This is a genomic window from Streptomyces sp. NPDC046900 (genome assembly GCF_040644975.1).
Taxonomy (GTDB): domain Bacteria; phylum Actinomycetota; class Actinomycetes; order Streptomycetales; family Streptomycetaceae; genus Streptomyces.
This window is the reverse complement of sequence record NZ_JBEYXD010000001.1, coordinates 312,001-337,045: the sequence shown is the minus strand read 5'-3', so window position 1 is coordinate 337,045 and position 25,045 is coordinate 312,001. Positions and strand designations below refer to the sequence as shown.

19 protein-coding genes are annotated in these 25,045 nt (G+C 71.3%); 8 read left to right on the top strand and 11 right to left on the bottom strand.

Going from position 1 to position 25,045, the window contains the following annotated elements; translation table 11 throughout:
• Positions 1–374: 374 nt before the first annotated feature.
• A complete protein-coding gene (locus tag ABZ904_RS01540; protein WP_361820481.1) occupies positions 375–2,582 on the bottom strand; it encodes an ATP-dependent RecD-like DNA helicase in 2,208 nt (735 codons plus the stop codon).
• Positions 2,579–3,562, bottom strand: a complete 984-nt coding sequence (locus ABZ904_RS01535) for an aldo/keto reductase (RefSeq protein WP_360994360.1) — start codon at positions 3,560–3,562, stop codon at positions 2,579–2,581. Before ABZ904_RS01535 ends, ABZ904_RS01540 begins: the two co-directional genes overlap by 4 nt.
• A 160-nt stretch (positions 3,563–3,722) precedes the next feature.
• On the opposite strand from ABZ904_RS01535, the gene ABZ904_RS01530 reads away from it, so the two are divergent.
• Complete coding sequence (locus ABZ904_RS01530) at positions 3,723–4,778, top strand: LLM class F420-dependent oxidoreductase (RefSeq protein WP_360994363.1); 1,056 nt, start codon at positions 3,723–3,725, stop codon at positions 4,776–4,778.
• A gap of 213 nt (positions 4,779–4,991) precedes the next feature.
• On the top strand, positions 4,992–5,780 hold the full coding sequence (locus ABZ904_RS01525; RefSeq protein WP_359389575.1) for a ferritin-like domain-containing protein: 789 nt from the start codon (positions 4,992–4,994) through the stop codon (positions 5,778–5,780).
• 34 nt (positions 5,781–5,814) lie between these two features.
• On the opposite strand, the gene corA is transcribed toward ABZ904_RS01525, so the two are convergent.
• Entirely contained in the window at positions 5,815–6,813 is a 999-nt protein-coding gene (gene corA / locus ABZ904_RS01520; protein ID WP_360994366.1) for a magnesium/cobalt transporter CorA, read from the bottom strand.
• Positions 6,814–6,980: 167 nt separating this feature from the next.
• Here corA and ABZ904_RS01515 point away from each other — a divergent pair, with 167 nt between their 5' ends.
• The 4 genes from ABZ904_RS01515 to mshC all read left to right on the top strand — a co-directional run bounded on the left by ABZ904_RS01515 (position 6,981) and on the right by mshC (position 10,498).
• Complete coding sequence (locus ABZ904_RS01515) at positions 6,981–7,667, top strand: histidine phosphatase family protein (protein ID WP_359389582.1); 687 nt, start codon at positions 6,981–6,983, stop codon at positions 7,665–7,667.
• Between the two features lie 109 nt (positions 7,668–7,776).
• Complete coding sequence (locus ABZ904_RS01510) at positions 7,777–8,367, top strand: DUF3090 domain-containing protein (RefSeq protein ID WP_359389585.1); 591 nt, start codon at positions 7,777–7,779, stop codon at positions 8,365–8,367.
• Positions 8,331–9,149, top strand: coding sequence for an SCO1664 family protein (locus ABZ904_RS01505; protein ID WP_360994371.1), 819 nt, complete (start codon positions 8,331–8,333; stop codon positions 9,147–9,149). The genes ABZ904_RS01510 and ABZ904_RS01505 overlap by 37 nt, the downstream gene beginning before the upstream one ends.
• Before the next feature lie 119 nt (positions 9,150–9,268).
• Positions 9,269–10,498, top strand: coding sequence for a cysteine--1-D-myo-inosityl 2-amino-2-deoxy-alpha-D-glucopyranoside ligase (gene mshC, locus ABZ904_RS01500; RefSeq protein WP_359389590.1), 1,230 nt, complete (start codon positions 9,269–9,271; stop codon positions 10,496–10,498).
• Between the two features lie 182 nt (positions 10,499–10,680).
• On the opposite strand, the gene ABZ904_RS01495 is transcribed toward mshC, so the two are convergent.
• The 8 genes from ABZ904_RS01495 to ABZ904_RS01460 form a co-directional block, all read right to left on the bottom strand.
• Positions 10,681–11,652 carry a PAC2 family protein gene (locus ABZ904_RS01495; protein WP_359389593.1) on the bottom strand — a complete coding sequence of 324 codons (972 nt, stop codon included), beginning with the start codon at positions 11,650–11,652 and terminating at the stop codon, positions 10,681–10,683.
• 177 nt (positions 11,653–11,829) lie between these two features.
• On the bottom strand, positions 11,830–12,501 hold the full coding sequence (locus ABZ904_RS01490; protein ID WP_359389596.1) for a FadR/GntR family transcriptional regulator: 672 nt from the start codon (positions 12,499–12,501) through the stop codon (positions 11,830–11,832).
• A gap of 120 nt (positions 12,502–12,621) precedes the next feature.
• Entirely contained in the window at positions 12,622–13,965 is a 1,344-nt protein-coding gene (locus tag ABZ904_RS01485; protein WP_359389599.1) for an amidohydrolase, read from the bottom strand.
• Positions 13,962–14,723 (bottom strand): nucleoside phosphorylase, encoded by a 762-nt coding sequence (locus tag ABZ904_RS01480; protein ID WP_360994377.1) that lies wholly within the window; start codon positions 14,721–14,723, stop codon positions 13,962–13,964. Before ABZ904_RS01480 ends, ABZ904_RS01485 begins: the two co-directional genes overlap by 4 nt.
• A gap of 273 nt (positions 14,724–14,996) precedes the next feature.
• Positions 14,997–16,604 (bottom strand): glycerol-3-phosphate dehydrogenase/oxidase, encoded by a 1,608-nt coding sequence (locus ABZ904_RS01475; RefSeq protein ID WP_359389605.1) that lies wholly within the window; start codon positions 16,602–16,604, stop codon positions 14,997–14,999.
• A gap of 6 nt (positions 16,605–16,610) precedes the next feature.
• Positions 16,611–18,149: a glycerol kinase GlpK gene (gene glpK / locus ABZ904_RS01470; protein WP_359389608.1), complete on the bottom strand. Its 1,539-nt coding sequence runs from the start codon at positions 18,147–18,149 to the stop codon at positions 16,611–16,613.
• A gap of 97 nt (positions 18,150–18,246) precedes the next feature.
• On the bottom strand, positions 18,247–19,035 hold the full coding sequence (locus ABZ904_RS01465; RefSeq protein ID WP_359389611.1) for an MIP/aquaporin family protein: 789 nt from the start codon (positions 19,033–19,035) through the stop codon (positions 18,247–18,249).
• 383 nt (positions 19,036–19,418) lie between these two features.
• The gene (locus ABZ904_RS01460) at positions 19,419–20,183 is read right to left on the bottom strand and encodes an IclR family transcriptional regulator (protein ID WP_359389614.1); all 765 of its coding nucleotides are present in this window, start codon (positions 20,181–20,183) and stop codon (positions 19,419–19,421) included.
• A gap of 270 nt (positions 20,184–20,453) precedes the next feature.
• On the opposite strand from ABZ904_RS01460, the gene metH reads away from it, so the two are divergent.
• Both metH and ABZ904_RS01450 read left to right on the top strand, forming a co-directional pair.
• The gene (gene metH, locus ABZ904_RS01455) at positions 20,454–23,978 is read left to right on the top strand and encodes a methionine synthase (RefSeq protein ID WP_359389617.1); all 3,525 of its coding nucleotides are present in this window, start codon (positions 20,454–20,456) and stop codon (positions 23,976–23,978) included.
• Between the two features lie 318 nt (positions 23,979–24,296).
• Positions 24,297–24,998 (top strand): HAD family phosphatase, encoded by a 702-nt coding sequence (locus tag ABZ904_RS01450; RefSeq protein ID WP_359389620.1) that lies wholly within the window; start codon positions 24,297–24,299, stop codon positions 24,996–24,998.
• Positions 24,999–25,045: the final 47 nt, after the last annotated feature.

Genomic DNA, 25,045 nt, shown 5'->3' with positions numbered 1-25,045 from the left:
GCCGGAGGGGCGGCGCCGGTCGGAGGACCTTGTCGGCCGGGGGCGCGGAACCGGGCGGCGGTGCCACCGCGGTCGGCGGTAGCCCGGAGGCGCGGCGTCGGCCAGCCGTATCAAGCAGACCGGAGGCGCGGCGTCGGCCGGCCGTGCCACGTAGAACCGGAGGCTGACACGACACACGTCGGCCTCCTACCGCCGTGATCCCTCCCCGTCGCGCGCCAAGCCACGGAGCACAGCCGCCGGTCGCGCGAGGCAACGCCGCGACGGCCGCCGTGGGTCCACTGCGGGAGCAGCCGCGGTCAGTCCGTCGCCGCAGCGCCCGGGCTCAGGTCGTCGCGGCAGCAGCCGCGCTCAGCTCGTCGCCGCAGCGCCCGTGCTCAGCCCGCCGTAGGGATCTGGGCCCGCAGCAGCGGGGTCAGGCGGGTTGTGCGCGGCTTGGCCGGGACCTCGGCCACGGCGCGGGGAAGCGCTTGCTCCGCCCCGTGGACGACGGACAGATGGCGGACAGCCCGGCCGAACGCCGTGTACACCCAGGGCCGGCTGAGTGCCTGTACGGCGTCCTTGGGCAGCACCACGACCACCGCGGGCCACCGCAGCCCCACCGCCTGGTGCGCGGTCAGCGCCCAGCCGTGCCGTACCGCCTGCTCCACCCGCTCCTTCGGTACGACGACGGGGACGCCCTCGCAGTCCAGGTGCAGTCCCTCGGCGTCGGCCGTCACGACGCGACCCGGCAGCGTACGGCCCGGTGCGGGGGAGTAGGCGATCCGGTCGCCGGGGTCGAAGCCCCCGAAGCGGCCGGGGCCCGGATTGAACCGCTCCTTGAGTGCCGCGTTGAGCGCGCGGGTCCCCACCGCCCCGCCGTGGCCCGGTGTGATCACCTGGGTCTCCTCCGACGGCACGCCGATCGCCCGCGGCACGGAGTCCGCGACCAGCTGGACGGTACGGTGCACCGCCTCCCCGGCGTCCCGCACCGGCACGATCACGACCTCCTTGCCGGGTGCGTCGATCTGCGGGAGCTCGCCGATGCCGATCGCGGACACCAGCTCGCCGAGCGGGCCGGGGTCGGGGGTCCGCGAGGCGATCTGCGGGCACACCCGGGCGGCCAGGAGATCGGCGAACACCCGGCCCGGACCGGCCGACCACAACACTCCCGGGTCACCGCTCAGCACCAGGCGGGCCCCGTCGGGCAGTGACTCGGTGAGCAGCGCGGCCGTCTCGACGTCCAGCTGGGGTGCGTCCAGCACGATGAGCAGATCGAGGTCCAGCGCGCCGTCCGCGTCCCGGCCCGGTCCCTCGGCTCCGGACAGCAGACCCGCCACCGTGGCGAGCGCCGGATCCGGCTCCGGCGCGCCGACGTCCGGCTGGTCGAGCCGCGCGAGCACAGCGGCGAACTGATCGCGACCGGCCGGGCTGTGGGTGGCGGCCCAGGCCCGCACCCCGAGCCTGCGCGCCTCGGACAACAGTGTGGCCGACTCGATGTGCGAGGCCGTGCCGCCGGTGTGCACCACCAGGCCATGACCGGCCACCGCGCGGATCAGCTCACCCGTGGAGCCGCGAGCGGACCCGGCCGCCTGCTCCCACTCCTCGGCCGAACCGTCCTCCTTCGGCGCGGAGTTGATCAGCCGGGCGAGTCCGTCGGCCAGGCTCTCCTCCGCGAGCGCGTACCGCTCCAGGCCGATCAGCACACGGACCGGGCGTTCGGCGTCCTCTTCCTCTTCCCCGTCCTGCGCGCCGCCGGCCGCGGACGTCTCCAGGGCGTCCTGGAACACAAGGGCCTCGCCCTCGGCGATCGTGCTCTGCACGGCCGCGTCGGGGTCCGGCACCGAGCTCTGGGCGAGCGCGGTCTCGAGGGCCGCGACCTCCAGTGCGGTGTGCCCGGCCAGGGCTGCCTGCTCCAGCAGCCAGACCGTGACCGCGCGGGTCCGTCGCTCGTCGTCCGGGCGGCACTCGGCACCGAGCAGCGCGCGGGCGAAGCCGTCGGCCTGCTCGGGGCGCACCCCGGCGACCCGCAGCAACTGCCAGGGGTCCGCACGCAGGTGTGCGTCCGCGCCCTCGCCGAGGGTCTCCGCGACCTGGGGCGCCAGTGTCCCGGGGGCGCCTCCCTCGCTCAGGACGGCGCCGACCGCCGCGACGGTCTCCGTCGCGGGGGCCGCCGGGGAGGCCGGCGGTGCGACAGGCCGGCTGGGGCGCGCGGGTTCGGGGGCGGGCCGGCGTGGGGAGGGGGCCGGCTCGGCGAAGGCGCTCGGCAACGGCTGCTCTCCGCGCTCCACCGCCCGCACGGCCGCGAGCAGGTCGGCGGCCTGCCCGCTGAGCTTTGCACCGGCCTCGACAGGGCCCTGCTTCTCCGCCTTGCGCCGCTCGATCCGCTCCCGCTCGATCCGCTGGGCGGCCAGTTCCGCCTCGGCCTCCGACGGCCCGGTCGCAGCGGCGTCGTCCTCGGCGCCGGAGGACGATCCCTCGGCCCGGTCCTCGCCCTGCCCGGCGGCCGCCGCCGGCTCCTCGGCACCGTCCGCCCCGGTCACGGCCCCGTCCTCCTGCTTCTGCGGCCGGGGGGCCGACTCCGTGGTCTCCGGGTCCGTGCTCACAGCGTGCTCCAGTCGTGATCGGGATAGCGGTGCACCGGGGCCGACACATCGTCCAGCGCCCGGCAGATCTCGTCCGGAAGACTAAGCGCCTCCACTGACAACGCGGCCGTGAGCTGCTGTGCGTTGCGCGCGCCCACGATCGGCGCGACGACACCCGACCGGTCGCGGACCCAGGCCAGCGCCACCTGGAGCGGCGTCGCGGACAGCCCGTCGGCGGCCGTCTGCAGCGCGTCGACGATGCTGCTCGCCGTGTCGTCGAGGTAGGGCGCGACGAAGGGCGCCATGTGCTCGGAGGCCCCGCGTGAGTCGGCCGGCGTCGACTGCCGGTACTTGCCGGTGAGTACACCCCGGCCCAGAGGAGAGGACGGCAGCAGCCCGACCCCGAGGTCCAGTGCGGCCGGCAGCACCTCGCGTTCCACGCCGCGCTGCAGCAGGGAGTACTCCATCTGGGTGCTGGCGATGCGGGTCCGTATGCCCGGCACCGCGAGCTGCCATGTCGCCGCCTTCGCCAGCTGCCAGCCGCAGAAGTTGGACACGCCCGCGTACCGTGCGCGCCCGCTGCTGACCGCCAGGTCGAGCGCCTGCAGCGTCTCCTCCAGCGGGGTGTCGGGATCGAAGGCGTGGATGTGCCACAGGTCGACGTAGTCCGTGCCGAGACGGGCGAGCGAGGCGTCCAGCGCGGCGAGCAGATGGCCGCGCGAGCCGTCGAACCGGCGGTCGGGGTCCGGCACGCTGCCCGCCTTGGTGGAGATGACAAGGTCGCGGCGTGGCACGAGCCCGTCCATGAGTTGCCCGAGCAGATACTCGGCCTCCCCGTCGCCGTACACGTCCGCCGTGTCGACGAGGGTGCCGCCGGCCTCCCAGAACACCTTCAACTGCTCCGCGGCGTCGTGCTCGTCCGTGTCGCGTCCCCAGGTCAGGGTGCCGAGTCCGATCCGGGACACACGAAGGCCGGTACGGCCGAGATGCCTCTGCTCCATGAACGCCGAGATTACGGCCTGAACTCGGCCCGTGGGGGGCCTGTGGACAACCGATTTCCCCTGCCTCCCGGCGAGTGATGAGTCGGTCTGCCTTGCGGGGCGGACACCGCGCTAAGGTCTGCCTCCAAGGGACGTTACTGATCGGTAAGGGGAATCGGGCATGCAGCTCGGGATCAACCTCGGCTACTGGGGCGCCGGAATGGACGCCGACAATCTCGCCGTGGCCCAGGAGGCCGACCGGCTCGGCTACGCGGTGTGCTGGGCCGCGGAGGCCTACGGCTCCGACGCGGCCACCGTGCTCACCTGGGTAGCCGCCCAGACCGAGCGCATCGACGTCGGTTCGGCGATCTTCCAGATCCCGGCCCGCCAGCCGGCGATGACAGCGATGACCGCCGCCACCCTCGACTCGCTCTCCGGCGGCCGCTTCCGCCTCGGCCTCGGCGTCTCGGGACCGCAGGTCTCCGAGGGCTGGTACGGAGTCAAGTTCGACAAGCCGCTCTCCCGCACCCGGGAGTACGTGGAGATCGTACGGAAGGCGATGACGCGCGAGCGGCTGTCGTACGAGGGCGAGCACTGGACCCTCCCGCTGCCCGGCGGCCCCGGCAAGCCGATCAAGCTGACCGTGCACCCCCAGCGCGAGCACATCCCGCTCTACATCGCCGCCATCGGCCCGAAGAACCTGGAGCAGACCGGCGAGATCGCCGACGGGGCCCTGCTCATCTTCCCCTCGGCCGACCACCTCGAGGAGACCGCGGTCAAGCACCTGCGCGCCGGGCGCGAGAAGGCCGGCAAGACCCTCGAGGGCTTCGACATCTGCCCCACGCTCCCGCTCGCGGTCGGCGACGACAAGGACGTGGACGCGCTCGCCGACACCTTCCGTCCCTACACCGCCCTGTACGTCGGGGGCATGGGCAGCCGCAAGCAGAACTTCTACAACCAGCTCGCCCAGCGCATGGGCTACGAGCAGGCGGCCGCCGAGATCCAGGACAAGTACCTGTCCGGCGACAAGCAGGGTGCCGCGGCCGCGGTCCCGCACGAGCTGATCGACCGGACCACCCTGCTGGGCTCCGTGGACCGCATCGCCGACCGGATGAAGGCCTACGCCGAAGCCGGCGTCACCACCCTCACCCTGGCGCCCGCGGGGTTCGCCCTCGAGGAGCGGATCGCCTCGCTGCGGGCCGGGTCCGAGGCCCTGGAGCGGGCCGGGCTCGCGTAGCGGGGCGGACGTCTCAGCGGCCGTGGTGGGGGCTCGGGGGTCTTCCCCGCCACGGCCGTCACCCGGAACAACGCGCTGGGCCCCGTACGGTTACGGCACCGGCCCGAGCCGGGCCGTGCTCCGTTCGGCCGAGTCGCCCCGTACAGCTGTTGCAGCACCCTCACGACCGCATTTGACTCGTTCTTTGCGGAGTCCTGCAGAGAGGTGCGCGCGATGCTTTCGGCCAAGAGTCTGTTCCAGGAGATTCTCGACGACGACGAGTCCTTCCGGCTGTTCTGCTCCATCGCGGCCAGCGGGGAGGCACAAGGCGGCTGGGAGAACGGGCGCATCGCCGCACTCGTACCGGCGAGCGAGCGGGGACTCGCCCCCAAGATCGCCCGCCACGGCAGGGACGAGGACAAGCACGGGCGGATCTTCGGCGCGCTGCTGCGCAAGCGCGGTCTGACACTCATGCCGGTGCCCGCGGAGACCGACTACACGATGCTGCTGGAACGGCGGGGCATCGGCCTCGCGCACGAGAAGCTCAAGGCCGACGAGCCGCTCGGCGTCCCGGACGTCATCACCTATCTGGCGCACAGCAGGGTCACCGAGCAGCGTGCCGCGGAACAGATGGCGTTGCTGCGCAGGCACTTCTCGGACGACCCCGACATCGGCAGAGCCGTCCGCGTGATCGCGCGCGACGAGGACAACCATCTCGCGTACTCCCACGAGGAACTGCTGCGCTTCGAGGCCGCCGGACACGGCCCCTTCATCCGGCGGACGCTGCGCGAGTGCGCGCTCGCCGAGATCCGCGTCCACCGGGACGTCACCCTCGCCGTCATGGCCCACATGGGGCGCGTCCTCGGCTGGTCCCCGGCCAGGTCGGCGCTGCTCACGGCCGCCGTCCACGCGATGTACGCCTACGAGCGGCTCGGCGGCTGGAGGCGCATGGTGAGCCTTCGGATGCCCGAGCGACGGGACCCGCTCGGCGAGCCCGCCGCCCCCGCGCCCGAGTTCGCCTGAGCGGTCCGCCACGCGCGCGTGGGGCGGGCCCGCGTCACATCCAGCCCCGCCGTTTGAACAGCCGGTAGAGCAGGACCTCGAATCCTCCCATCACCAGGATCACCGTCGGGTACGACCAGATCCAGTGCAGTTCCGGCATGTGTTCGAAGTTCATTCCGTAGATCCCCGCGATCATGGTGGGGACCGCGGCCATCGCCGCCCACGCCGAGATCTTCCGCATGTCGTCGTTCTGCCGGACGCTCATCTGCGCCAGATGCGCGGCGAGGACGTCGGAGACGAGCCGGTCAAGGGCCTCCACCGACTCGTTCACCCGCGTCAAGTGGTCCAGGACGTCACGGAAGAAGGGCCGCGACTTCTCCTGCACGAACGGCACCGTCGCACCATGGGTGCTCTGCCCCGCCAGCCGGGCCAGCGGCGGCGCCAGCGGGACCGTCGCCCGCCGGAACTCCACGATCTGCCGTTTGAAGGTGTAGATCCGCGACGCCGTGTGCCGCGACCCGCCGACGACCGGTGAGAACACCCCCGTCTCCAGCTCCTCCAGGTCGGTCTGCAGTTCGGTCGCGACGTCCAGGTAGTGGTCGACGACCGAGTCCGCGATCGAGTAGAGGACGCCCGTCGGTCCGTGCCGCAGCATGTCGGGCTGCTCCTCGAGGTGCCGCCGCACCGAGCCGAGCGGCACGGGATCGCCGTGGCGCACGGTCACCACGAAGGCGTCGCCCAGGAAGACCATCAGCTCACCCGTGGAGACGGTGTCGCTGCGGGGCTCGTACGCCACCGGCTTGAGCACCACGAACAGCGAGTCGTCGTACACCTCGAGCTTCGGCCGCTGGTGCGCCGTCAACGCGTCCTCGACCGCCAGCGGATGCAGTCCGAACTCCTCGGCGACCAGGTCGAACTCTTTCTCCGTCGGTTCGTACAGACCGATCCACAAGAAGGCGTCCGTACAGGCGCGCGCCTCGGCCAGGGCGTCGGAGAGGTCTTCGGGGCCCCCGATCCGCCGTCCGTCACGGTAGATGGCGCAGTCGATGATCACAGAGCGTATTCTCCCGTCCGGTCGTTGCCGCCGCATGCCGATGTCTCTTGGCCCACCCGCCTCGGGAAACCCGGCGGTGCCGTGCCCCCTGCGCGCCCCTGCCTCACACCCCGGGGCCGGCACCGCGGCCGGTCCGGTTCGTGAGGCCTCCCTTTAGGCTGGGCGTCATGCCCACGTTGATCCTCGTCCGGCACGGACGCTCCACCGCCAACACCTCTGGACTCCTCGCCGGCTGGACACCCGGCGTCGCCCTGGACGAGCGGGGCGCCGCGCAGGCCGCGGCCCTGCCCGGGCGGCTCGCCGAACTTCCGGTCGCGGAGGTCGTCACGAGCCCCCTGCAGCGCTGCCAGGAGACCGTCCGGCCACTGCTCGACGCCCGCCCCGGACTGCGCGCGCACACCGAGGACCGGATCGGGGAGTGCCACTACGGCGACTGGTCCGGCCGCAAGCTCGCCGAGTTGAAGGACGAGCCGCTGATGGAGGTCGTGCAGGCGCATCCCTCGGCGGCCGCGTTCCCCGGCGGCGAGTCGATGCGGGCCATGCAGGCCCGGGCCGCGGAGGCGGTACGGGAGTGGAACGCGCGCGTGGAGCGCGATCACGGCCCCGACGCCGTGTACCTCATGTGCTCGCACGGGGACATCATCAAATCGCTTGTCGCGGACGCACTCGGGCTTCATCTCGACCTCTTCCAGCGGATCTCCGTGGAACCGTGTTCCATCACCGCGATCCGTTACACCCGTCTGAGGCCATTTCTCGTTCGCCTCGGGGACACCGGCGATTTCACCTCCCTCGTGCCCCGTGAGGAGGCCTCCGGGTCGGACGCCACGGTCGGAGGCGGTGCGGGCGCACCGTGATCGTCCGCCGCAGTAGGGTGAAGCGATCGCACCAGCGCAGTAGTTGTCAGTAAACGAAGCGGGCCGGCGCGGTCAGCCGGTCCCGATCCCGATCCAATGGAGACAGGACGTGTCCCGTCAGGTGTTCCTCTACGACCCCCCGGACCGTTTCGTGGCCGGTACGGTCGGGCTGCCCGGGCGCCGTACCTTCTTCCTGCAGGCCTCGGCCGGACCCCGGGTGACCAGCGTGGCCCTGGAGAAGACCCAGGTCGCGGCGCTCGCCGAGCGCATGGACGAGCTTCTCGACGAGGTCGTGCGCCGCAGTGGCGGCAGCGCGGCCGTACCCGCCATGGCTCCCACGGAGGTCTCGGACACGGCACCGCTGGAGACCCCCATCGAGGAGGAGTTCCGCGTCGGCACCATGGCCCTGGCCTGGGACGGCGAGGAACAGCGCATGATCGTCGAGGCCCAGGCCCTGGTCGAGCTGGACGCCGAATCCGAGGAGGACCTCGCCGAGGCCGAGGAGCGACTGCTCCAGGACGAGGAGAACGGCCCGCCGATGCTCCGGGTCCGGCTCACCGGCGCGCAGGCCAGGGCCTTCGCCAAGCGCGCCCTCGATGTCGTCAACGCGGGGCGGCCACCCTGCCCGCTGTGCAGCCTCCCGCTCGACCCGGAAGGACACGTATGTCCGCGCCAGAACGGATACCGCCGCGGAGCGTGACCACGCCCGAACTCCTCGCCGAGGGCGAGCTGACCGTGGTCGGGCAGATCCGCGACGCGTCCAACGCGGCCCTGTACTGCACGGTCTCCTACGACGGCCGCGAAGCCGCCTGCATCTACAAGCCGATCGCCGGCGAGCAGCCCCTGTGGGACTTCCCGGACGGCACGCTGGCAGAGCGCGAGGTCGCCGCGTACGTGGTGTCCGAGGCGACCGGCTGGGGGCTCGTGCCGCCCACCGTGCTCCGTGACGGGCCGTACGGCCAGGGCATGTGCCAGCTGTGGATCGACGGGCAGCCGGGTGCCGAGTTGCTCGCCCTGATGGACGGCGAGGAGCCGGAGGACGGCTGGAAGGCCATCGGCCTGGCGGACGCCGGTGACGGCAGGACGGCCCTGCTGGTGCACGCGGACGACGAGCGGCTGCGGCGCCTTGCCGTGCTCGACGCGGTCATCAACAACGCCGACCGCAAGGGCGGCCATCTGCTGCCGGCCGCCGAGGGGCGTCTGTACGGCATCGACCACGGGGTGACATTCAACACCGAGAACAAGCTGCGCACCCTGTTGTGGGGCTGGGCAGGGGAGCCGCTGACGGGGGAAGCCGTCGAGGTGCTCAAGGGCCTGAAGGACGCGCTCGACGAGGGCGCGGCACTGGCCGTGAGGCTCTCCGAACTGCTCACCGGGGCAGAGGTGCAGGCGACGCGCGCACGGGTGACGGCGCTGCTGGAGTCGGGCAGGCATCCCGAGCCGAGCGGGGAGTGGCCGGCGATCCCGTGGCCGCCGGTGTGAGCCGAGGGCGGTGCGGACCACCGCCCTGCACATTCTCGGGTGTTGCGCAAGGACGCCTTCCCGGCCATCCGGCCCGGTCCGGTTCGTATACGCAACTTCGGGCCGGTTAGGCTCATGACATGCATGCCTGGCCCGCTCCCGAGGTCCCCGCCCTGCCTGGTCAGGGCCGCGACCTGAGGATCCACGACACCGCGACCGGCGGCCTCGTCACCCTCGACCCCGGTCCCGTCGCCCGTATCTACGTCTGCGGCATCACCCCGTACGACGCGACCCATATGGGTCACGCGGCGACCTACAACGCGTTCGACCTCGTGCAGCGCGTGTGGCTGGACACCAAGCGCCAGGTCCATTACGTCCAGAACGTGACCGATGTCGACGATCCCCTCCTCGAGCGGGCGCAGCGCGACGGCGTCGACTGGGTCGGCCTCGCCGAGCAGGAGACGGCGCTCTTCCGCGAGGACATGACCGCCCTGCGCATGCTCTCCCCGAAGCACTACATAGGCGCCGTGGAGGCGATACCGGGGATCGTGCCGCTCGTCGAGCGTCTGAGGGACGCCGGAGCGGCCTACGAACTCGAAGGCGACGTCTACTTCTCCGTGGAGTCCGACCCCAACTTCGGCAAGGTGTCCAACCTGGACGCCGCCGCGATGCGCCTGCTGTCCGCGGAACGCGGCGGCGACCCGGACCGCCCGGGCAAGAAGAACCCGCTCGACCCGATGCTCTGGATGGCCGCGCGCGAGGGCGAGCCCAGCTGGGACGGCGCCTCGCTGGGCCCCGGCAGGCCCGGCTGGCACATCGAGTGCGTGGCCATCTCCCTCGACCACCTGGGCATGGGCTTCGATGTGCAGGGCGGCGGCTCCGACCTCGCCTTCCCGCACCACGAGATGGGTGCCTCGCACGCGCAGGTGCTGACCGGCGAATACCCGATGGCCAAGGCGTACGTCCACGCCGGCATGGTGGCGCTGGACGGCGAGAAGATGTCGAAGTCCAAGGGCAACCTGGTCTTCGTGTCCCGGCTGCGGCGCGACGGCGTCGACCCGGCCGCGATCCGGCTCGCGCTGCTCGCGCACCACTACCGGTCCGACTGGGAGTGGACCGACCAGGTGCTGGGGGACGCCGAGGCGCGGCTGGAGCGCTGGCGCGCCGCCGTCTCCCGGCCAGACGGCCCGCCCGCCGACGCGCTCGTGGACGAGATCCGCGAGGCCCTCGCGAACGACCTGGACGCACCGGCCGCGCTCGCCGCGGTCGACCGCTGGGCGGGGCTCCAGGAGCAGAGCGGCGGTACGGACACGGGTGCGCCCGGTGTCGTCTCACGTGCCGTGGACGCGCTGCTGGGCGTGGCCCTCTGAGCCCTTGAGGCAACGGCAGACCGGCGCCGGGACGGGACGTACCCGCCCGGCGCCGCTCGGCTTCCGTCCGGCCGGTTCACCGGCGGACCGGGCGTCGCCCGTGACAAGGAGAGGGACCGGCGGCGGCGAGCCGCCCGTCATGCGGAACGGACCAGGGCGGTGCGCCGGTGCGCACCGCCCTGTCAGTCCTCCTGGGTGTCCTCGTCGTCGCCACCCGGCCGCGGCGGCTTCGGCGGCCGCGTCCGGCCGCCCGGGTTGTCCAGCCGGAACGGACCGGTTTCGCCGCTGTCCGTGGCGTGCCCGCCCGGCGGGCTGACGTCCCGTCGGCGCAGATACCGCTCGAACTCGCGGGCGATCGCCTCACCCGACGCCTCCGGCAGCTCGGCCGTGTCCCGGGCCTCCTCGAGCGTCTGCACATACTCGGCGACCTCGCTGTCCTCGGCGGCCAGCTGATCCACGCCGAGTTGCCAGGCGCGTGCGTCCTCCGGCAGTTCGCCGAGCGGAATACGCAGGTCGAGCAGGTCTTCCAGACGGTTGAGCAGGGCCAGCGTGGCCTTCGGGTTCGGCGGCTGCGACACATAGTGCGGGACCGCCGCCCACAGCGAGACGGCCGGGACGCCCGCGTGCGTGCACGCTTCCTGCAGCACGCCCACGATCCCCGTCGGCCCCTCGTACTTGGTCTCCTCCAGATCCATCCGGCGGGCCAGGTCCGAATCGGAGGTGGTCCCGCTGATCGGGACCGGACGCGTGTGCGGGGTGTCGCCCAGCAGCGCGCCCAGGATCACCACCAGCTCCACGCCCAGCTCATGGGCGAAGCCCAGCAGCTCGTTGCAGAACGAGCGCCAGCGCATCGACGGTTCGATGCCACGGACCAGTACCAGGTCCCGCGGCTTCTCGCCGCCCACACGGACCACCGAGAGCCGGGTCGTGGGCCAGGTGATCTTGCGAACACCGGCCTCCATGAACACTGTGGGGCGGTTCACCTGGAAGTCGTAGTAGTCCTCGGCGTCCAGCGCCGCGAACACATCGCCCTTCCATTCCCTGTCCAGATGCGCGACCGCGGTGGAGGCGGCGTCGCCGGCATCGTTCCAGCCCTCGAACGCGGCCACCATGACCGGGTCGATCAGCTCGGGAACCCCCTCGAGCTCGATCACCCAGTGCCTCCTTCCGACGTCTCCTCACGTACGTCCCAACCTTACGGCGTTCGGCGGGGGCGCCCGCAGCCCCCTTGCACGGGGGAGTGAACGGATGACTGCCCCGTCGGGGGCCGTCGAACACCATGATCGCCGATCCCGGGCCAGGTGAAGGGAGGTGTTCACACCTCCGATGGATCAGAGCGTCGAACGCAGCCATTGCTCCACGGACGCGATGTGCACGGTCGCCCAGGAGCGGGCCGCCTCCGCGTCGCGGTCGCGCAGGGCGCCGAGGATCGCGCGGTGCTCGTGCAAGGTGCGGCTGACCGCGTCCTCCTGGGTCAGACCACGCCAGATCCGGGCCCGGGTGGTGGGCCCGGACAGCCCGTCGAGCAGCGAGCACAGCACCGAGTTGCCGGAGCTCTGCACGATGCCCCGGTGGAACTCCAGGTCGCAGGCGACCAGTTCCTCCACCGAAGGGTCCGAGCCCAGCTTGTCCAACTGAGCCGTCAGAGTGTCCAGTTGCTGCTCGCTGATGCGTACGGACGCCATCGCCGTCGCCGCCGGCTCCAGTATGCGGCGCACCGCGAGGAACTCCAGCACGGTGTCGTCGCGGTGGAAGTCGACGACGAAGCTCAGCGCCTCCAGCAGCAACTGGGGGTCCAGGCTCGTCACATAGGTGCCGTCGCCCTGCCGTACATCCAGGATCCGGATCAGCGACAGGGCGCGCACCGCCTCGCGCAGGGAGTTGCGGGACAGCCCGAGATCGGCGGCGAGTTCGCTCTCCTTGGGGAGGCGGTCGCCTGGGCGCAGCGCGCCGGAGACGATCATTCCCTTGATCTTCTCGATCGCCTCGTCGGTGACCGCCATGGCGGGCCTCCCTGTTCGCTCAGACATCCGATGTCTCAGCTCATTATGGGGTCCAGTCGGCTGAACGGTGACGATAATCCCCATGTCACCTCGGGAAACCGCCGCCGGACCCCGGCCCGCTCACTGCGCCGGACCACCCGGGGGCCGGCTCGCCGCGGCACCGGGCGCCGGCGCTTCCAGCTCCGCCAGCGCCGCCGCCTCGTCTAGCGTCGTCAGCACCCGGTCCCGCATCAGGACCCGGCCGTCGACGACGGTGTCCCGTACGTCCGCGGACTGCGCCGCGTAGGCGAGCGTCGCCCACGCGTCGTGCCGGGGGTGCAGATGCGGCCGGTCCAGGTCGAGCACGATCAAGTCGGCCCGCTTGCCCGCCTCCAGTGAGCCGAGCCGGTCACCGAGGCCGAGCGCACGGGCACCTTCGATGGTCGCCATCCGCACCACCTGCTCGGCGCCGACCGCGGTGGGGTCGCCGGCCGCCTTGTGCACCAGCGCCGCCTGCCGCACCGCGCCCAGCACATCGAGCGTGTTCGAACTGACCGCCCCGTCCGTGCCGAGCCCGACCGTCACCCCCGCGTCCAGCAGCTGCGGCACCGGCGCGATCCCGCAGCCCAGCTTGAGGTTGGACACCGGACAGTGCGCCACCGAGGTGCCGGTACGGGCCAGTGCGGCCACCTCCGGGCCGGTCAGCTCGACGGCGTGGGCCAGCAGCAGATCGGGGCCGAGCAGCCCGAGCGAGTCGAGCAGCTCCACCGGGCGCTTGCCGTAGCGCTCCTCGACGGTGGCGACCTCCGCCGCGTTCTCCGCGGCGTGGATGTGCAGCAGCGCCCCGAACTCCTGTGCCAGCGCGGCGATCTCGACGAGCTGCTCGGGGGCCAGTGTGTAGGCCGAGTGCGCGAACACCACGGGCCGCGTCCCGGGCAGGTGCGCGGTCCGGGCCGCGAGGTCCCGGCGCGCCCACTCCATCCGGTCCTCGTACACCCGGCCGTCGGGGGAGTCCGGGACGTCCATGAAGGTGGGCCCCGCGAACAGCCGCCAGCCCGCCTCCCGCGCGACCCGCTCCGCCTCCTCGTGGTACCAGTACATGTCCAGCGCCGAGGTCACCCCGGCCCGTACGCTCTCGGCGATCGCGACCCGGACCGCCGACGCCACGTTCCGCGGCGACAGCAACTCCGCCTCCCAGCGCAGGACGCGCTCCAGGAATCCCTGGAGGGTGACGTCGTCGGCGCGGCCGCGCAGCAGCGTCATCGCCAGGTGCGTATGGGTGTTGACGAAACCCGGCAGTACGAGACAGCCCGTGGCGTCGATGGAGGTGTCCGCCGTGAACCGGTTCCGCAAGGGCTCGGCCGCGCCCACCGCGACGATCGCACCGTCGCGCACGGCGACGGCCCCACCGGGTACGACGGTCCCGGCGTCATCGACGGTCAGCACCTCGCCGCCGTGCACCAGTAGATCGATGCGCTCATTCATTCCGCGTTCTCCTCGGCCAGCATGCGCAGTGCCTCCAGTGCGACCAGCGCGCCGCGTTCGACTCCCCGGGCGACGACCTCTCGGTGCGGGTCGTAGGCGCCCGTCGAGAAAGCCGCGTCCTTGTCGACCAGTTCGTCCGCGTTGGCGCCGTCCACCACGAGCACACCGCCCGCGACCAGTCCGCGCAGTGAGGCGGTCACCAGCAGAGCGGACAGCTCCATCTCGATCGCCGCGAGCCCCGCACCGTCGTACGCGTTCAAAGGGATCAGCCCCGGCTGGAACGCGGCCCGGGTCCACACGATCCCCCGATGGTGCGGCGCATCCGCCTCCCTGGCCGCCCGTTGCAGCGCGAACACCGCCTCGGGCGCGCAGACAGCGGGGTACTCGGGCGGCAGCAGTTGCTGGGTCACCCCGTCGTCGCGCACAGCGGCCTCGGCGATCACCAGATCGCCGTCGCCGATCCCCGGCTTCATCGCGCCCGCCGTACCGAACCGCAGGAATGTGCGGACCCCCGCGTCCGCGAGCTCCTGGAACAGCAGGATCGCGCCCGGCGCGCCCACCCCGTGCGAGGCGACCGTCACCGGCAGGCCCTTCCAGCTCCCCCGGAACACCCGGTACTCGCGGTGGTACGAGATCTCTTCGGCCCCGTCGAGCAGCGCGGCGACGGTCGCGGCGCGGGCCGGGTCGCCGACCACGACGGCGTGGGGAGGCAGCCCGCTGCGGGGGATGCGGGTGACGGGCGACAGGTTCTGCGTCATGAGGCGACTCCAGTGGGCCGGCGAATCCGGAGTGCGGCGCGCGGCGGACGCGCAGGGCACACCGGCTACCGTACGCAGCCGCTGCCCGCTCCGGATCACCGCCCGTGGTCGAGCGCCGGGCGGCCCGCGGCGTGCCCGGCGTTTCCCGGCGCGCGATCGACATCGCGCACGTAGGCAGGCGGTGCGGCAGCACAGACGGAAAGAGCGGCTCCCTGCCGGAAGCCGCCCCCGCGTCATCGGGCCCCGCAGGGTGCACAGGACCGGTTCGACGTCCTACTCCTTGTCGAGCAGGTCCTGCACCTTGCTGCGCACCTCGTCGGTGGCAAGACCGCGGATCGTCAGCGTCGTACGGCGGCGCAGCACGTCGTCCGCCGTCCGGGCCCACTCGTGGTCCCGGGCGTAGACGACCTGCGCCCAGATCTCCGGGGCGTCCGGGTGGACGCGCTCGGCCAGTTCCGGGTTCTCGTTCGCCAGCCGCGCGATGTCGAAGGCCAGCGAGCCGTAGTGGGTCGCCAGGTGCTTGGCGGTGTCGGGCGCCATGCGCGGCCCGGGCGCCGGGCCGTCCACCACCAGCCGGTGGGCCACCGCGCGCGGGTTGGCGATGCCGGGCAGCGGCAGCCGCTTCGGCAGTGTGGAGATCGGCTCGAAGTCGTCGCCGAGCGGGCGGCCCGGAAGCGACTCCAGCTTCTTCATGACCGTACGGCCGATGTGCCGGAACGTGGTCCACTTGCCGCCCGCCACGGACAGCATGCCGCCCCTGCCCTCGGTGACGACGGTCTCGCGCTTGGCCTTGGCGGTGTCGCCGGGGCCGCCCGGCAGCACCCGCAGACCGGCGAAGGAGTAGGTGATCAGCTCACGTCGCAGCTGCTGGTCGCGGACGGAGAACGCCGCCTCGTCGAGGATCTGCGCGATGTCCTTCTCGGCGACCCCGACCTCGGCCGGGTCGCCCTCGAACTCCTCGTCCGTGGTGCCGAGCAGCAGCATGTCCTCCCAGGGGAGGGCGAAGGTGATGCGGTACTTGTCGATCGGCGTCGCCAGCGCCGCCCGCCAGGGTGAGGTGCGCTTGAGCACCAGGTGCACGCCCTTGGACAGACGTATGGAGGGCGCCGCCTTCGGGTCCTCCAGCCGGCGCAGGTGGTCGACCCACGGCCCGGTGGCGTTCAGCACCAGCCGCGCGTCCACCCCGAACGCGTCGCCGGACAGCCGGTCCTTCAGTTCGGCACCGGTGACCCGGCCCCGGGTGAAGCGCAGTCCGGTGACCTCGGCGTGGTTGAGGACGACCGCGCCCGCGTCGACGGCGCCGCGGACCGTCATCAGCGCCATGCGGGCGTCGTTCATCTGGTCGTCGCCATAGACGGCCACGGCCTTGAGGTTCTCGGTGCGCAGCTCCGGCACGTCCTGCTGCGCCCTGGCCGGCGAGAGCAGGTGACCGACGCCGTCACCGAACGCCGACAGCGCGGAGTAGGCGAAGACGCCCGCCCCGAGCTTCGCCGCGCCGTGCGGCCCGCCCTTGTACACGGGGAGGTAGAACGTGAGCGGGTTCGCCAGGTGGGGGGCCACCTGACGGGAGACCGCACGGCGCTCGAAGTGGTTCTCCGCCACCAGCTTCACCGCGCCGGTCTGCAGATAGCGCAGACCGCCGTGGAGCAGCTTGGAGGAGGCGGAGGAGGTGGCGCCGGCGAAGTCGCCGGCGTCCACCAGCGCCACCCGCAGGCCCGACTGCGCGGCATGCCAGGCCGTGGAGATGCCCAGGATCCCGCCGCCGATCACCAGGAGGTCGAATGTCGCCCTGGACAACTGCTCCCGAGTTTCGGCGCGGCTCGGCCCCGAGCCGTAGGCCGGGTGAGTCCCCAGAGCCGGGACCCTCTGCAGGGTGGTCATCGCTTCTTACTCCTCGTGTTCGATCCAGCCCATGGTCCGCTCGACGGCCTTGAGCCAGTTCTTGTACTCACGGTCGCGGGTCTCCGCGTCCATGTGGGGCGTCCACTCGGCGGCCCGGCGCCAGTTGGCGCGCAGGTCGTCGGTGTTGGTCCAGAAGCCGACGGCGAGACCGGCGGCGTAGGCGGCGCCGAGGCAGGTGGTCTCGGCGACCATCGGGCGCACCACCGGCGCGTCCAGGACGTCCGAGAGCGTCTGCATCAGCAGGTTGTTGGAGGTCATGCCGCCGTCGACCTTCAGCGTCGCCAGCTCCACGCCCGAGTCCTTGGTCATGGCGTCCGCGATCTCACGGGTCTGCCAGGCGGTGGCCTCGAGGACGGCGCGGGCGAGGTGCGCCTTGGTGACGTACCGGGTCAGGCCGGCGATCACACCGCGGGCGTCGGAGCGCCAGTACGGCGCGAACAGGCCGGAGAAGGCCGGCACGAAGTAGGCGCCGCCGTTGTCCTCGACCGTGAGCGCGAGGGTCTCGATCTCGGCGGCGGTCTTGATCAGGCCCATCTGGTCGCGCATCCACTGCACCAGGGAGCCGGTGACGGCGATGGAGCCCTCCAGGGCGTAGACCGGCTTCTGGTCACCGATCTGGTAGCCGACCGTGGTCAGCAGGCCCGAGTAGGAGTTGATGATCTTGTCACCGGTGTTCATCACCATGAAGGTGCCGGTGCCGTAGGTGGACTTGGTCTCGCCCTCGGAGAAGCAGGTCTGGCCGAACAGGGCCGCCTGCTGGTCGCCGAGCGCGGAGGCGACGGGGATGCCGCCGAGCAGGTCGCCGAGGCGTCCGCCGGTGATCTCGCCGTACACTTCGGCGGAGGAGCGGATCTCGGGCAGCATCGCCAGCGGGACGCCGATGGACTCCGCGATCTTCTCGTCCCACTGCATGGTGTGCAGGTTCATCAGCAGGGTGCGGGAGGCGTTGGTCACGTCGGTGACGTGGTGGCCGCCGTCGACACCGCCGGTCAGGTTCCAGACGACCCAGGTGTCCATGGTGCCGAAGAGGATGTCGCCCGCCTCGGCGCGCTCGCGCAGGCCCTCGACGTTGTCGAGCAGCCAGCGGGCCTTCGGGCCGGCGAAGTAGGAGGCCAGCGGCAGACCGGTCTCGCGGCGGAAGCGGTCCTGGCCGACGTTGCGGCCGAGCTCCTTGCAGAGCGCGTCGGTGCGGGTGTCCTGCCAGACGATGGCGTTGTGGACGGGCTCACCGGTGTTCTTGTCCCACAGCACGGTGGTCTCGCGCTGGTTGGTGATGCCGATGGCCTTGATGTCGTCGCGGGTGATCCCGGCCTTCTCGATGGCTCCGGCGACGACGTCCTGGACGTTGGTCCAGATCTCGGTCGCGTTGTGCTCCACCCAGCCCGGCTTCGGGAAGATCTGGTCGTGCTCCTTCTGGTCGACGGAGACGATGCGGCCGTCCCGGTCGAAGACGATGCAGCGCGAGGACGTGGTGCCCTGGTCGATGGCGGCGATGAAGGGGCCGGCGGTGTGTGCGTCGGTCACGGTGTGCTCCTGGAATTCCGTGGATAAGTGGGGCGGTCTTTACGGCGCGGTGCTGAGAGCGGTACTGAGGGGCAAGTTTCGGAGAAGCTCAGTTTTCTCAAGCAAAGGCGACGTTGTATATGCCTGCGGCGATCGCGCCGCCGACCAGCGGGCCGACGACCGGGATCCAGGCGTAGCCCCAGTCGGAGCCGCCCTTGTTGGGCAGGGGGAGGAGAGCGTGCACGATGCGGGGACCGAGGTCGCGGGCCGGGTTGATGGCGTAGCCGGTCGGGCCGCCGAGCGAGAGACCGATGGAGACGACCACCAGCGCGGTGATCAGGGCGCCCAGGGGGCCGAGGCCGTTGCCCTTGTCGTTGAGGCCCTGCGTGAGGACGGCGAGGACCAGCACGACCGTGCCGATGATCTCCGTGGCGAGGTTCATCACTGCGTTACGGATTTCGGGACCGGTGGAGAAGACGCCGAGGACCGGACCCGCCTGGGCCTCCTGGGCCTCGACCGCCTTGGTGTCCTGCGCCCCCGGGCCGCCGACGACCTCTCTGTCGGTCAGGTGGACCTGGAACTGGCCGTAGTAGGCGACCCAGACCAGGGTCGCGCCGATCATGGCGCCGAGCAGCTGGCCGGCCCAGTAGACCGGGACGTTGCTCCAGTCGCCGTCCTTGATGGCGAGCGCGAGCGTCACCGCCGGGTTGAGGTGGGCACCCGAGAGCGGTGCCGAGGTGTAGACCGCCGTCAGAACGGCGAAGCCCCACCCGAATGCGATGGCGAGCCAGCCGGCGTTACGGGCCTTGGAGGCCTTCAGCGTCACTGCGGCGCAGACGCCACCGCCGAGCAGGATGAGTATGGCGGTACCGATGGTCTCGCCGATGAAGATGTCGGAGCTGGACACCCGCGACTCCTTTGTCCTTCGTCCAGGGGAAGGCGAACCCCGGGTCCCTCCGGTGGTCCGCGCCCTCGGGGGTGAGAGCGATGCCGGCCCTTGGCGTTGTCACACTCTAGCGCGTATTGCCGTTTGGTGTTCGACAATGCCGACCGGTGGACGGGAGTCTTGTCTCCGGTTCGCCGAGCGTCAAGAGTTCGGTAATCGAAAACAGGATCGTTATTGATCGCCTGCAGCGATCAGTCCCGGCGTGGCTGCGCACCGCTGACGCACGGGCACGTGGAGTGGTCGCGCACGACCCCCGCGGAGCCTCGCCAGGGAGGTCCCCCACGGTGCGCGGGCACGCCGAAGGGCCGTCACGGCGTCGCCGTGACGGCCCGGGAACACGAGGTTCAGAACCTCCCGGCACCCAGATCCCGCGACACCGCGCGGCTGCAGTCACGGACCGCCGCGATCAGCTCGGGGCGCACCTCCCCGTCCGGGCACACACGCTCGACCGCGCCCGTGATGCCGACCGCGCCGACGGGCATGCGCCTGCGGTCGTGGATGGGTGCGGCGATCGAGGCGACACCGGTCCAGGTCTCCTCCACGTCGGCCGCGTAGCCGCGCGCCCGTGCGAGGTCGAGGACGTGCTCGAATGCGTCGAGCTCGCACACGGTGCGGTCGGTGAACGCCTTCCGGTCCGCCTCCACCGCCTCGGTGTGCGCGACCGGGTCGTACGCCGACAGCACCTTGCCGAGGGCCGTGGAGTGCAGCGGCTGCATGGCCCCGATCTCCAGGACCTGCCGGCTGTCGTCGGGCCGGAACACGTGGTGCACGATCAGCACGCCCTGCTGGTGCAGCACCCCCAGATAGACGCTCTCCCCGCTGGAGCGGGCCAGGTCGTCGGTCCACACCAGGGCGCGCGCCCGCAGTTCATGGACGTCGAGGTAGGTGGTGCCGAGGCGCAGCAGCTCGGCCCCCAGCTGGTAGCGGCCCGAGGCCGCTTCCTGTTCGACGAAACCCTCCTGCTGGAGCGTGCGGAGTATGCCGTGGGCCGTGCCCTTGGCCAGGCCGAGCGAGGAGGCGATGTCGGACAGGCCGAGCCGCCGTTCACCGCCCGCGAGCAGCCGCAGCATCGCGGCCGCCCGTTCGAGCGACTGGATGTTCCGTGCCATCGCCGTTCTGCCCTCCGTCACCTTCAACCGCCGACCGTCATTCGTTTACTAACGTTCGGCAATGCCGAACATTACCGGTCGGGGACTTCCTCTCGCTAATAGGCGGTCGTCATCCGTTCGGGCGTAATCCCCCCACGGGTCACGTCCAGCACGCCCGTCCGCCCGCTGGACGCCCCTGACCGTATGGCGTGCCGCGGGCTACCCTGACGGCGTGCGCGTCCCGTGTGAAGCGCAAAGCCGACAGCCGTCGCATTCCAGGGAGCATCTTCCATGGCCTCGTTGCCGAACCCGTCCCTTTCGTCCGCCTCCACCGACAGCCGGACCCGAACCGAAGCCCTCCGGGAAGCCCTCGCCACCCGTGTGGTGGTGGCCGACGGAGCGATGGGCACGATGCTCCAGGCCCAGGACCCCACCCTGGAGGACTTCCAGGGTCTCGAGGGCTGCAACGAGATCCTCAACCTGACCCGCCCCGACATCGTCCGCTCCGTCCACGAGGCGTACTTCGCGGTGGGCGTCGACTGCGTCGAGACGAACACCTTCGGGGCCAACCACGCCGCCATGGCCGAGTACGAGATCGCCGACCGCGTGTACGAGCTGTCCGAGGCCGGCGCCCGGATCGCCCGGGAGGTCGCGGACGGCTTCGCCGCCGACGACGGCCGCCCCCGGTGGGTCCTCGGCTCGATCGGTCCCGGCACCAAGCTGCCCACCCTCGGTCACGTCGCCTACACCACCCTCCGCGACGGCTTCCAGGCCAACGCGGAGGGCCTGCTCGCCGGCGGCGCGGACGCCCTCATCGTCGAGACCACCCAGGACCTGCTGCAGACCAAGGCATCGGTCCTGGGCGCCCGGCGCGCGATGGAGGCGACCGGCATCGAGGTGCCCCTGCTGTGCTCCATGGCGTTCGAGACCACCGGCACCATGCTGCTGGGCTCGGAGATCGGCGCCGCGCTGACCGCGCTCGAGCCGCTCGGCATCGACATGATCGGCCTGAACTGCTCGACCGGCCCCGCCGAGATGAGCGAGCACCTGCGCTATCTGACGCGCCACTCCCGTATCCCGCTGCTGTGCATGCCGAACGCCGGCCTGCCGGTGCTCACCAAGGACGGCGCGCACTTCCCGCTCGGTCCCGAGGGTCTGGCCGACGCCCAGGAGAACTTCGTCCGCGACTACGGCCTCTCCCTGATCGGCGGCTGCTGCGGCACCACCCCCGAGCACCTGCGCCAGGTCGTCGAACGCGTCCGCGACCTCGCCCCGGTCGAGCGCGCCCCGCAGCCCGAGCCGGGTGCCGCCTCCCTCTACCAGAGCGTGCCGTTCCGTCAGGACACCTCGTACCTGGCCATCGGCGAGCGGACGAACGCCAACGGCTCCAAGAAGTTCCGCGAGGCCATGCTGGACGGCCGCTGGGACGACTGCGTCGAGATGGCCCGCGAGCAGATCCGCGAGGGCGCCCACATGCTCGACCTCTGCGTCGACTACGTGGGCCGCGACGGCGTCGCCGACATGGAGGAGCTGGCCGGCCGCTTCGCCACCGCCTCCACCCTGCCGATCGTCCTCGACTCCACCGAAGTGGACGTCCTCGAGGCGGGTCTGGAGAAGCTCGGCGGCCGCGCCGTCATCAACTCGGTCAACTACGAGGACGGCGACGGGCCTGAGTCGCGCTTCGCGAAGGTCACCCGGCTCGCCCGGGAACACGGCGCCGCGCTCATCGCCCTGACCATCGACGAGGAGGGCCAGGCCCGGACCCCCGAGAAGAAGGTCGAGATCGCCCAACGGCTGATCGCCGACCTCACCGGGAACTGGGGCATCCGTGAGGAGGACATCCTCGTCGACACCCTGACCTTCACCATCTGCACCGGCCAGGAGGAGTCCCGCAAGGACGGCATCGCCACCATCGAGGCGATCCGCGAGCTGAAGAAGCGCCACCCGGACGTGCAGACCACGCTCGGTCTGTCGAACATCTCCTTCGGCCTCAACCCGGCCGCGCGCATCCTGCTCAACTCCGTCTTCCTCGACGAATGCGTCAAGGCGGGGCTCGACTCGGCCATCGTGCACGCCTCGAAGATCCTGCCCATCGCGCGCTTCGACGAGGAGCAGGTCACCACCGCCCTCGACCTGATCTACGACCGCCGCGCCGACGGCTACGACCCCTTGCAGAAGCTGATGGCGCTGTTCGAGGGTGCCACCGCCAAGTCGCTCAGGGCCGGCAAGGCCGAGGAACTGGCCGCGCTGCCGCTGGAGGAGCGCCTCAAGCGGCGGATCATCGACGGCGACAAGAACGGTCTGGAGGCCGACCTGGACGAGGCCCTGACCGGCCGGTCCGCCCTCGACATCGTCAACGAGACACTCCTGGACGGCATGAAGGTCGTCGGCGAGCTGTTCGGCTCCGGCCAGATGCAGCTGCCGTTCGTGCTCCAGTCCGCTGAGGTCATGAAGTCCGCGGTCGCCTACCTCGAACCCCACATGGAGAAGACCGACGAGGCCGGCAAGGGCACCATCGTGCTGGCCACCGTGCGCGGCGACGTCCACGACATCGGCAAGAACCTCGTCGACATCATCCTGTCCAACAACGGCTACAACGTCGTCAACCTCGGCATCAAGCAGCCGGTCTCCGCGATCCTGGAGGCCGCAGAAGAACACCGGGCCGACGTCATCGGCATGTCCGGGCTCCTGGTCAAGTCCACGGTGATCATGAAGGAGAACCTGGAGGAGCTCAACCAGCGCGGGCTCGCCGCCGCCTACCCGGTCATCCTCGGCGGCGCGGCGCTCACCCGCGCGTACGTCGAGCAGGACCTGTACGAGCTGTACGAGGGCGAGGTCCGCTACGCCCGCGACGCGTTCGAGGGCCTTCGCCTGATGGACGCGCTGATCGGGGTCAAGCGGGGCGTGCCGGGGGCGAAGCTGCCCGAGCTGAGGCAGCGCCGGGTGCGGGCCGCCACGGTGGAGATCGAGGAGCGGCCCGAGGAAGGCCACGTGCGCTCCGACGTCGCGACCGACAACCGCGTCCCCGCGCCGCCCTTCTGGGGGACCCGCGTCATCAAGGGCATCCCGCTCAAGGAGTACTCCTCCTGGCTGGACGAGGGCGCGCTGTTCAAGGGCCAGTGGGGCCTGAAGCAGGCCCGCACCGGCGAGGGACCGACCTACGAGGAGCTCGTCGATACCGAGGGACGGCCCCGGCTGCGCGGCCTGCTCGACCGGCTGCAGACGGACAACCTCCTCGAAGCGGCCGTCGTCTACGGCTACTTCCCCTGCGTGTCCAAGGACGACGACCTGATCATCCTCGACGAACAGGGCAATGAGCGCACCCGGTTCACCTTCCCGCGCCAGCGTCGCGGCCGGCGGCTGTGCCTGGCCGACTTCTTCCGTCCCGAGGAGTCGGGCGAGACGGACGTCGTCGGGCTCCAGGTCGTCACCGTCGGTTCCCGGATCGGCGAGGAGACCGCGCGGCTCTTCGAGGCGAACTCCTACCGTGACTATCTCGAACTGCACGGTTTGTCCGTGCAGTTGGCGGAGGCGCTCGCGGAGTACTGGCACGCGCGGGTGCGCTCCGAGCTGGGCTTCGCGGGTGAGGACCCGGACGAGATGGAGGACATGTTCGCCCTCAAGTACCGCGGTGCCCGTTTCTCGCTGGGCTACGGAGCCTGTCCCGACCTGGAGGACCGCGCCAAGATCGCCGAGCTGCTCGAGCCGGAGCGGATCGGCGTCCAGCTCTCCGAGGAGTTCCAGCTCCACCCGGAGCAGTCCACGGACGCGATCGTGATCCACCACCCGGAGGCGAAGTACTTCAACGCGCGGTGACGACCCGCGCGGAACCGCACCCGAAGGGCGTGCCCTCGTACCCCGCGGTGTCCCGGCCGACGCAGGCGCGGCCTGCGCCCTCGCCCCGGGACTACCGCGGGGCCCCCGCGGTACCGCACACCCGTGTACGGGACCGCGGTCCCCGGGCTTCCGCGGCACACGCGGGCCGCTCCTCTCGCCCGTGTGTGTGACCACACACGGGGCCGCTCCCGCGTCGATCGGCACTTTTCTCACGGCCGTCGTAGACTGGCAGGTCCATCGCAGGCCGGTTCCCTCCGTGGGAACCGGCCTGGTCGTCCCTTGAAGGAGGTACGCCGGATGACCACCACGGTCCCCGCCCTCGGAACCCGTACGGCCGAAGGCTCCGCACTGCAGGCCGTGCTCCTCGACATGGACGGAACCCTGGTGGACACCGAGGGTTTCTGGTGGGAGGTCGAGGTCGACGTCTTCGCCACCCTCGGACACCGGCTCGACGAGGCATGGCGCCACGTCGTCGTGGGCGGCCCCATGACGCGCAGCGCGGGCTTCCTGATCGAGGCTACGGGCGCGAACATCACCCTCGACGAGCTCACCGTGCTGCTCAACGACGGGTTCGAGAACCGCATCGACCACAGGCTGCCGCTGATGCCCGGGGCCGCACGGCTGCTGGCCGAACTGGCGGCCCACGAGATCCCCACCGCCCTGGTCTCCGCGTCCCATCGGCGCATCATCGACCGCATCCTGGCCTCCCTCGGCCCCCAGTACTTCGCGCTGACCGTGGCGGGCGACGAGGTGGAGCGGACCAAGCCGTTCCCGGACCCGTATCTGCTGGCCGCCAAGGGCCTCGGGGCGGAGCCCGCGCGCTGCGCGGTCATCGAGGACACGGCGACCGGGGTGGCGGCCGCCGAGGCCGCCGGCTGCCGGGTCGTCGCCGTCCCGTCGGTCGCCCCCATCGCCCCTGCCGCCGGCCGCACCGTCGTGACCTCGCTCGAAGAGGTCGACCTGACATTCCTGCGCGGTTTGATGACGGAAATGCGCTGACCGTTCACGCAGCGTGCACTACGAATGGACGGAATACCGGGGACCGT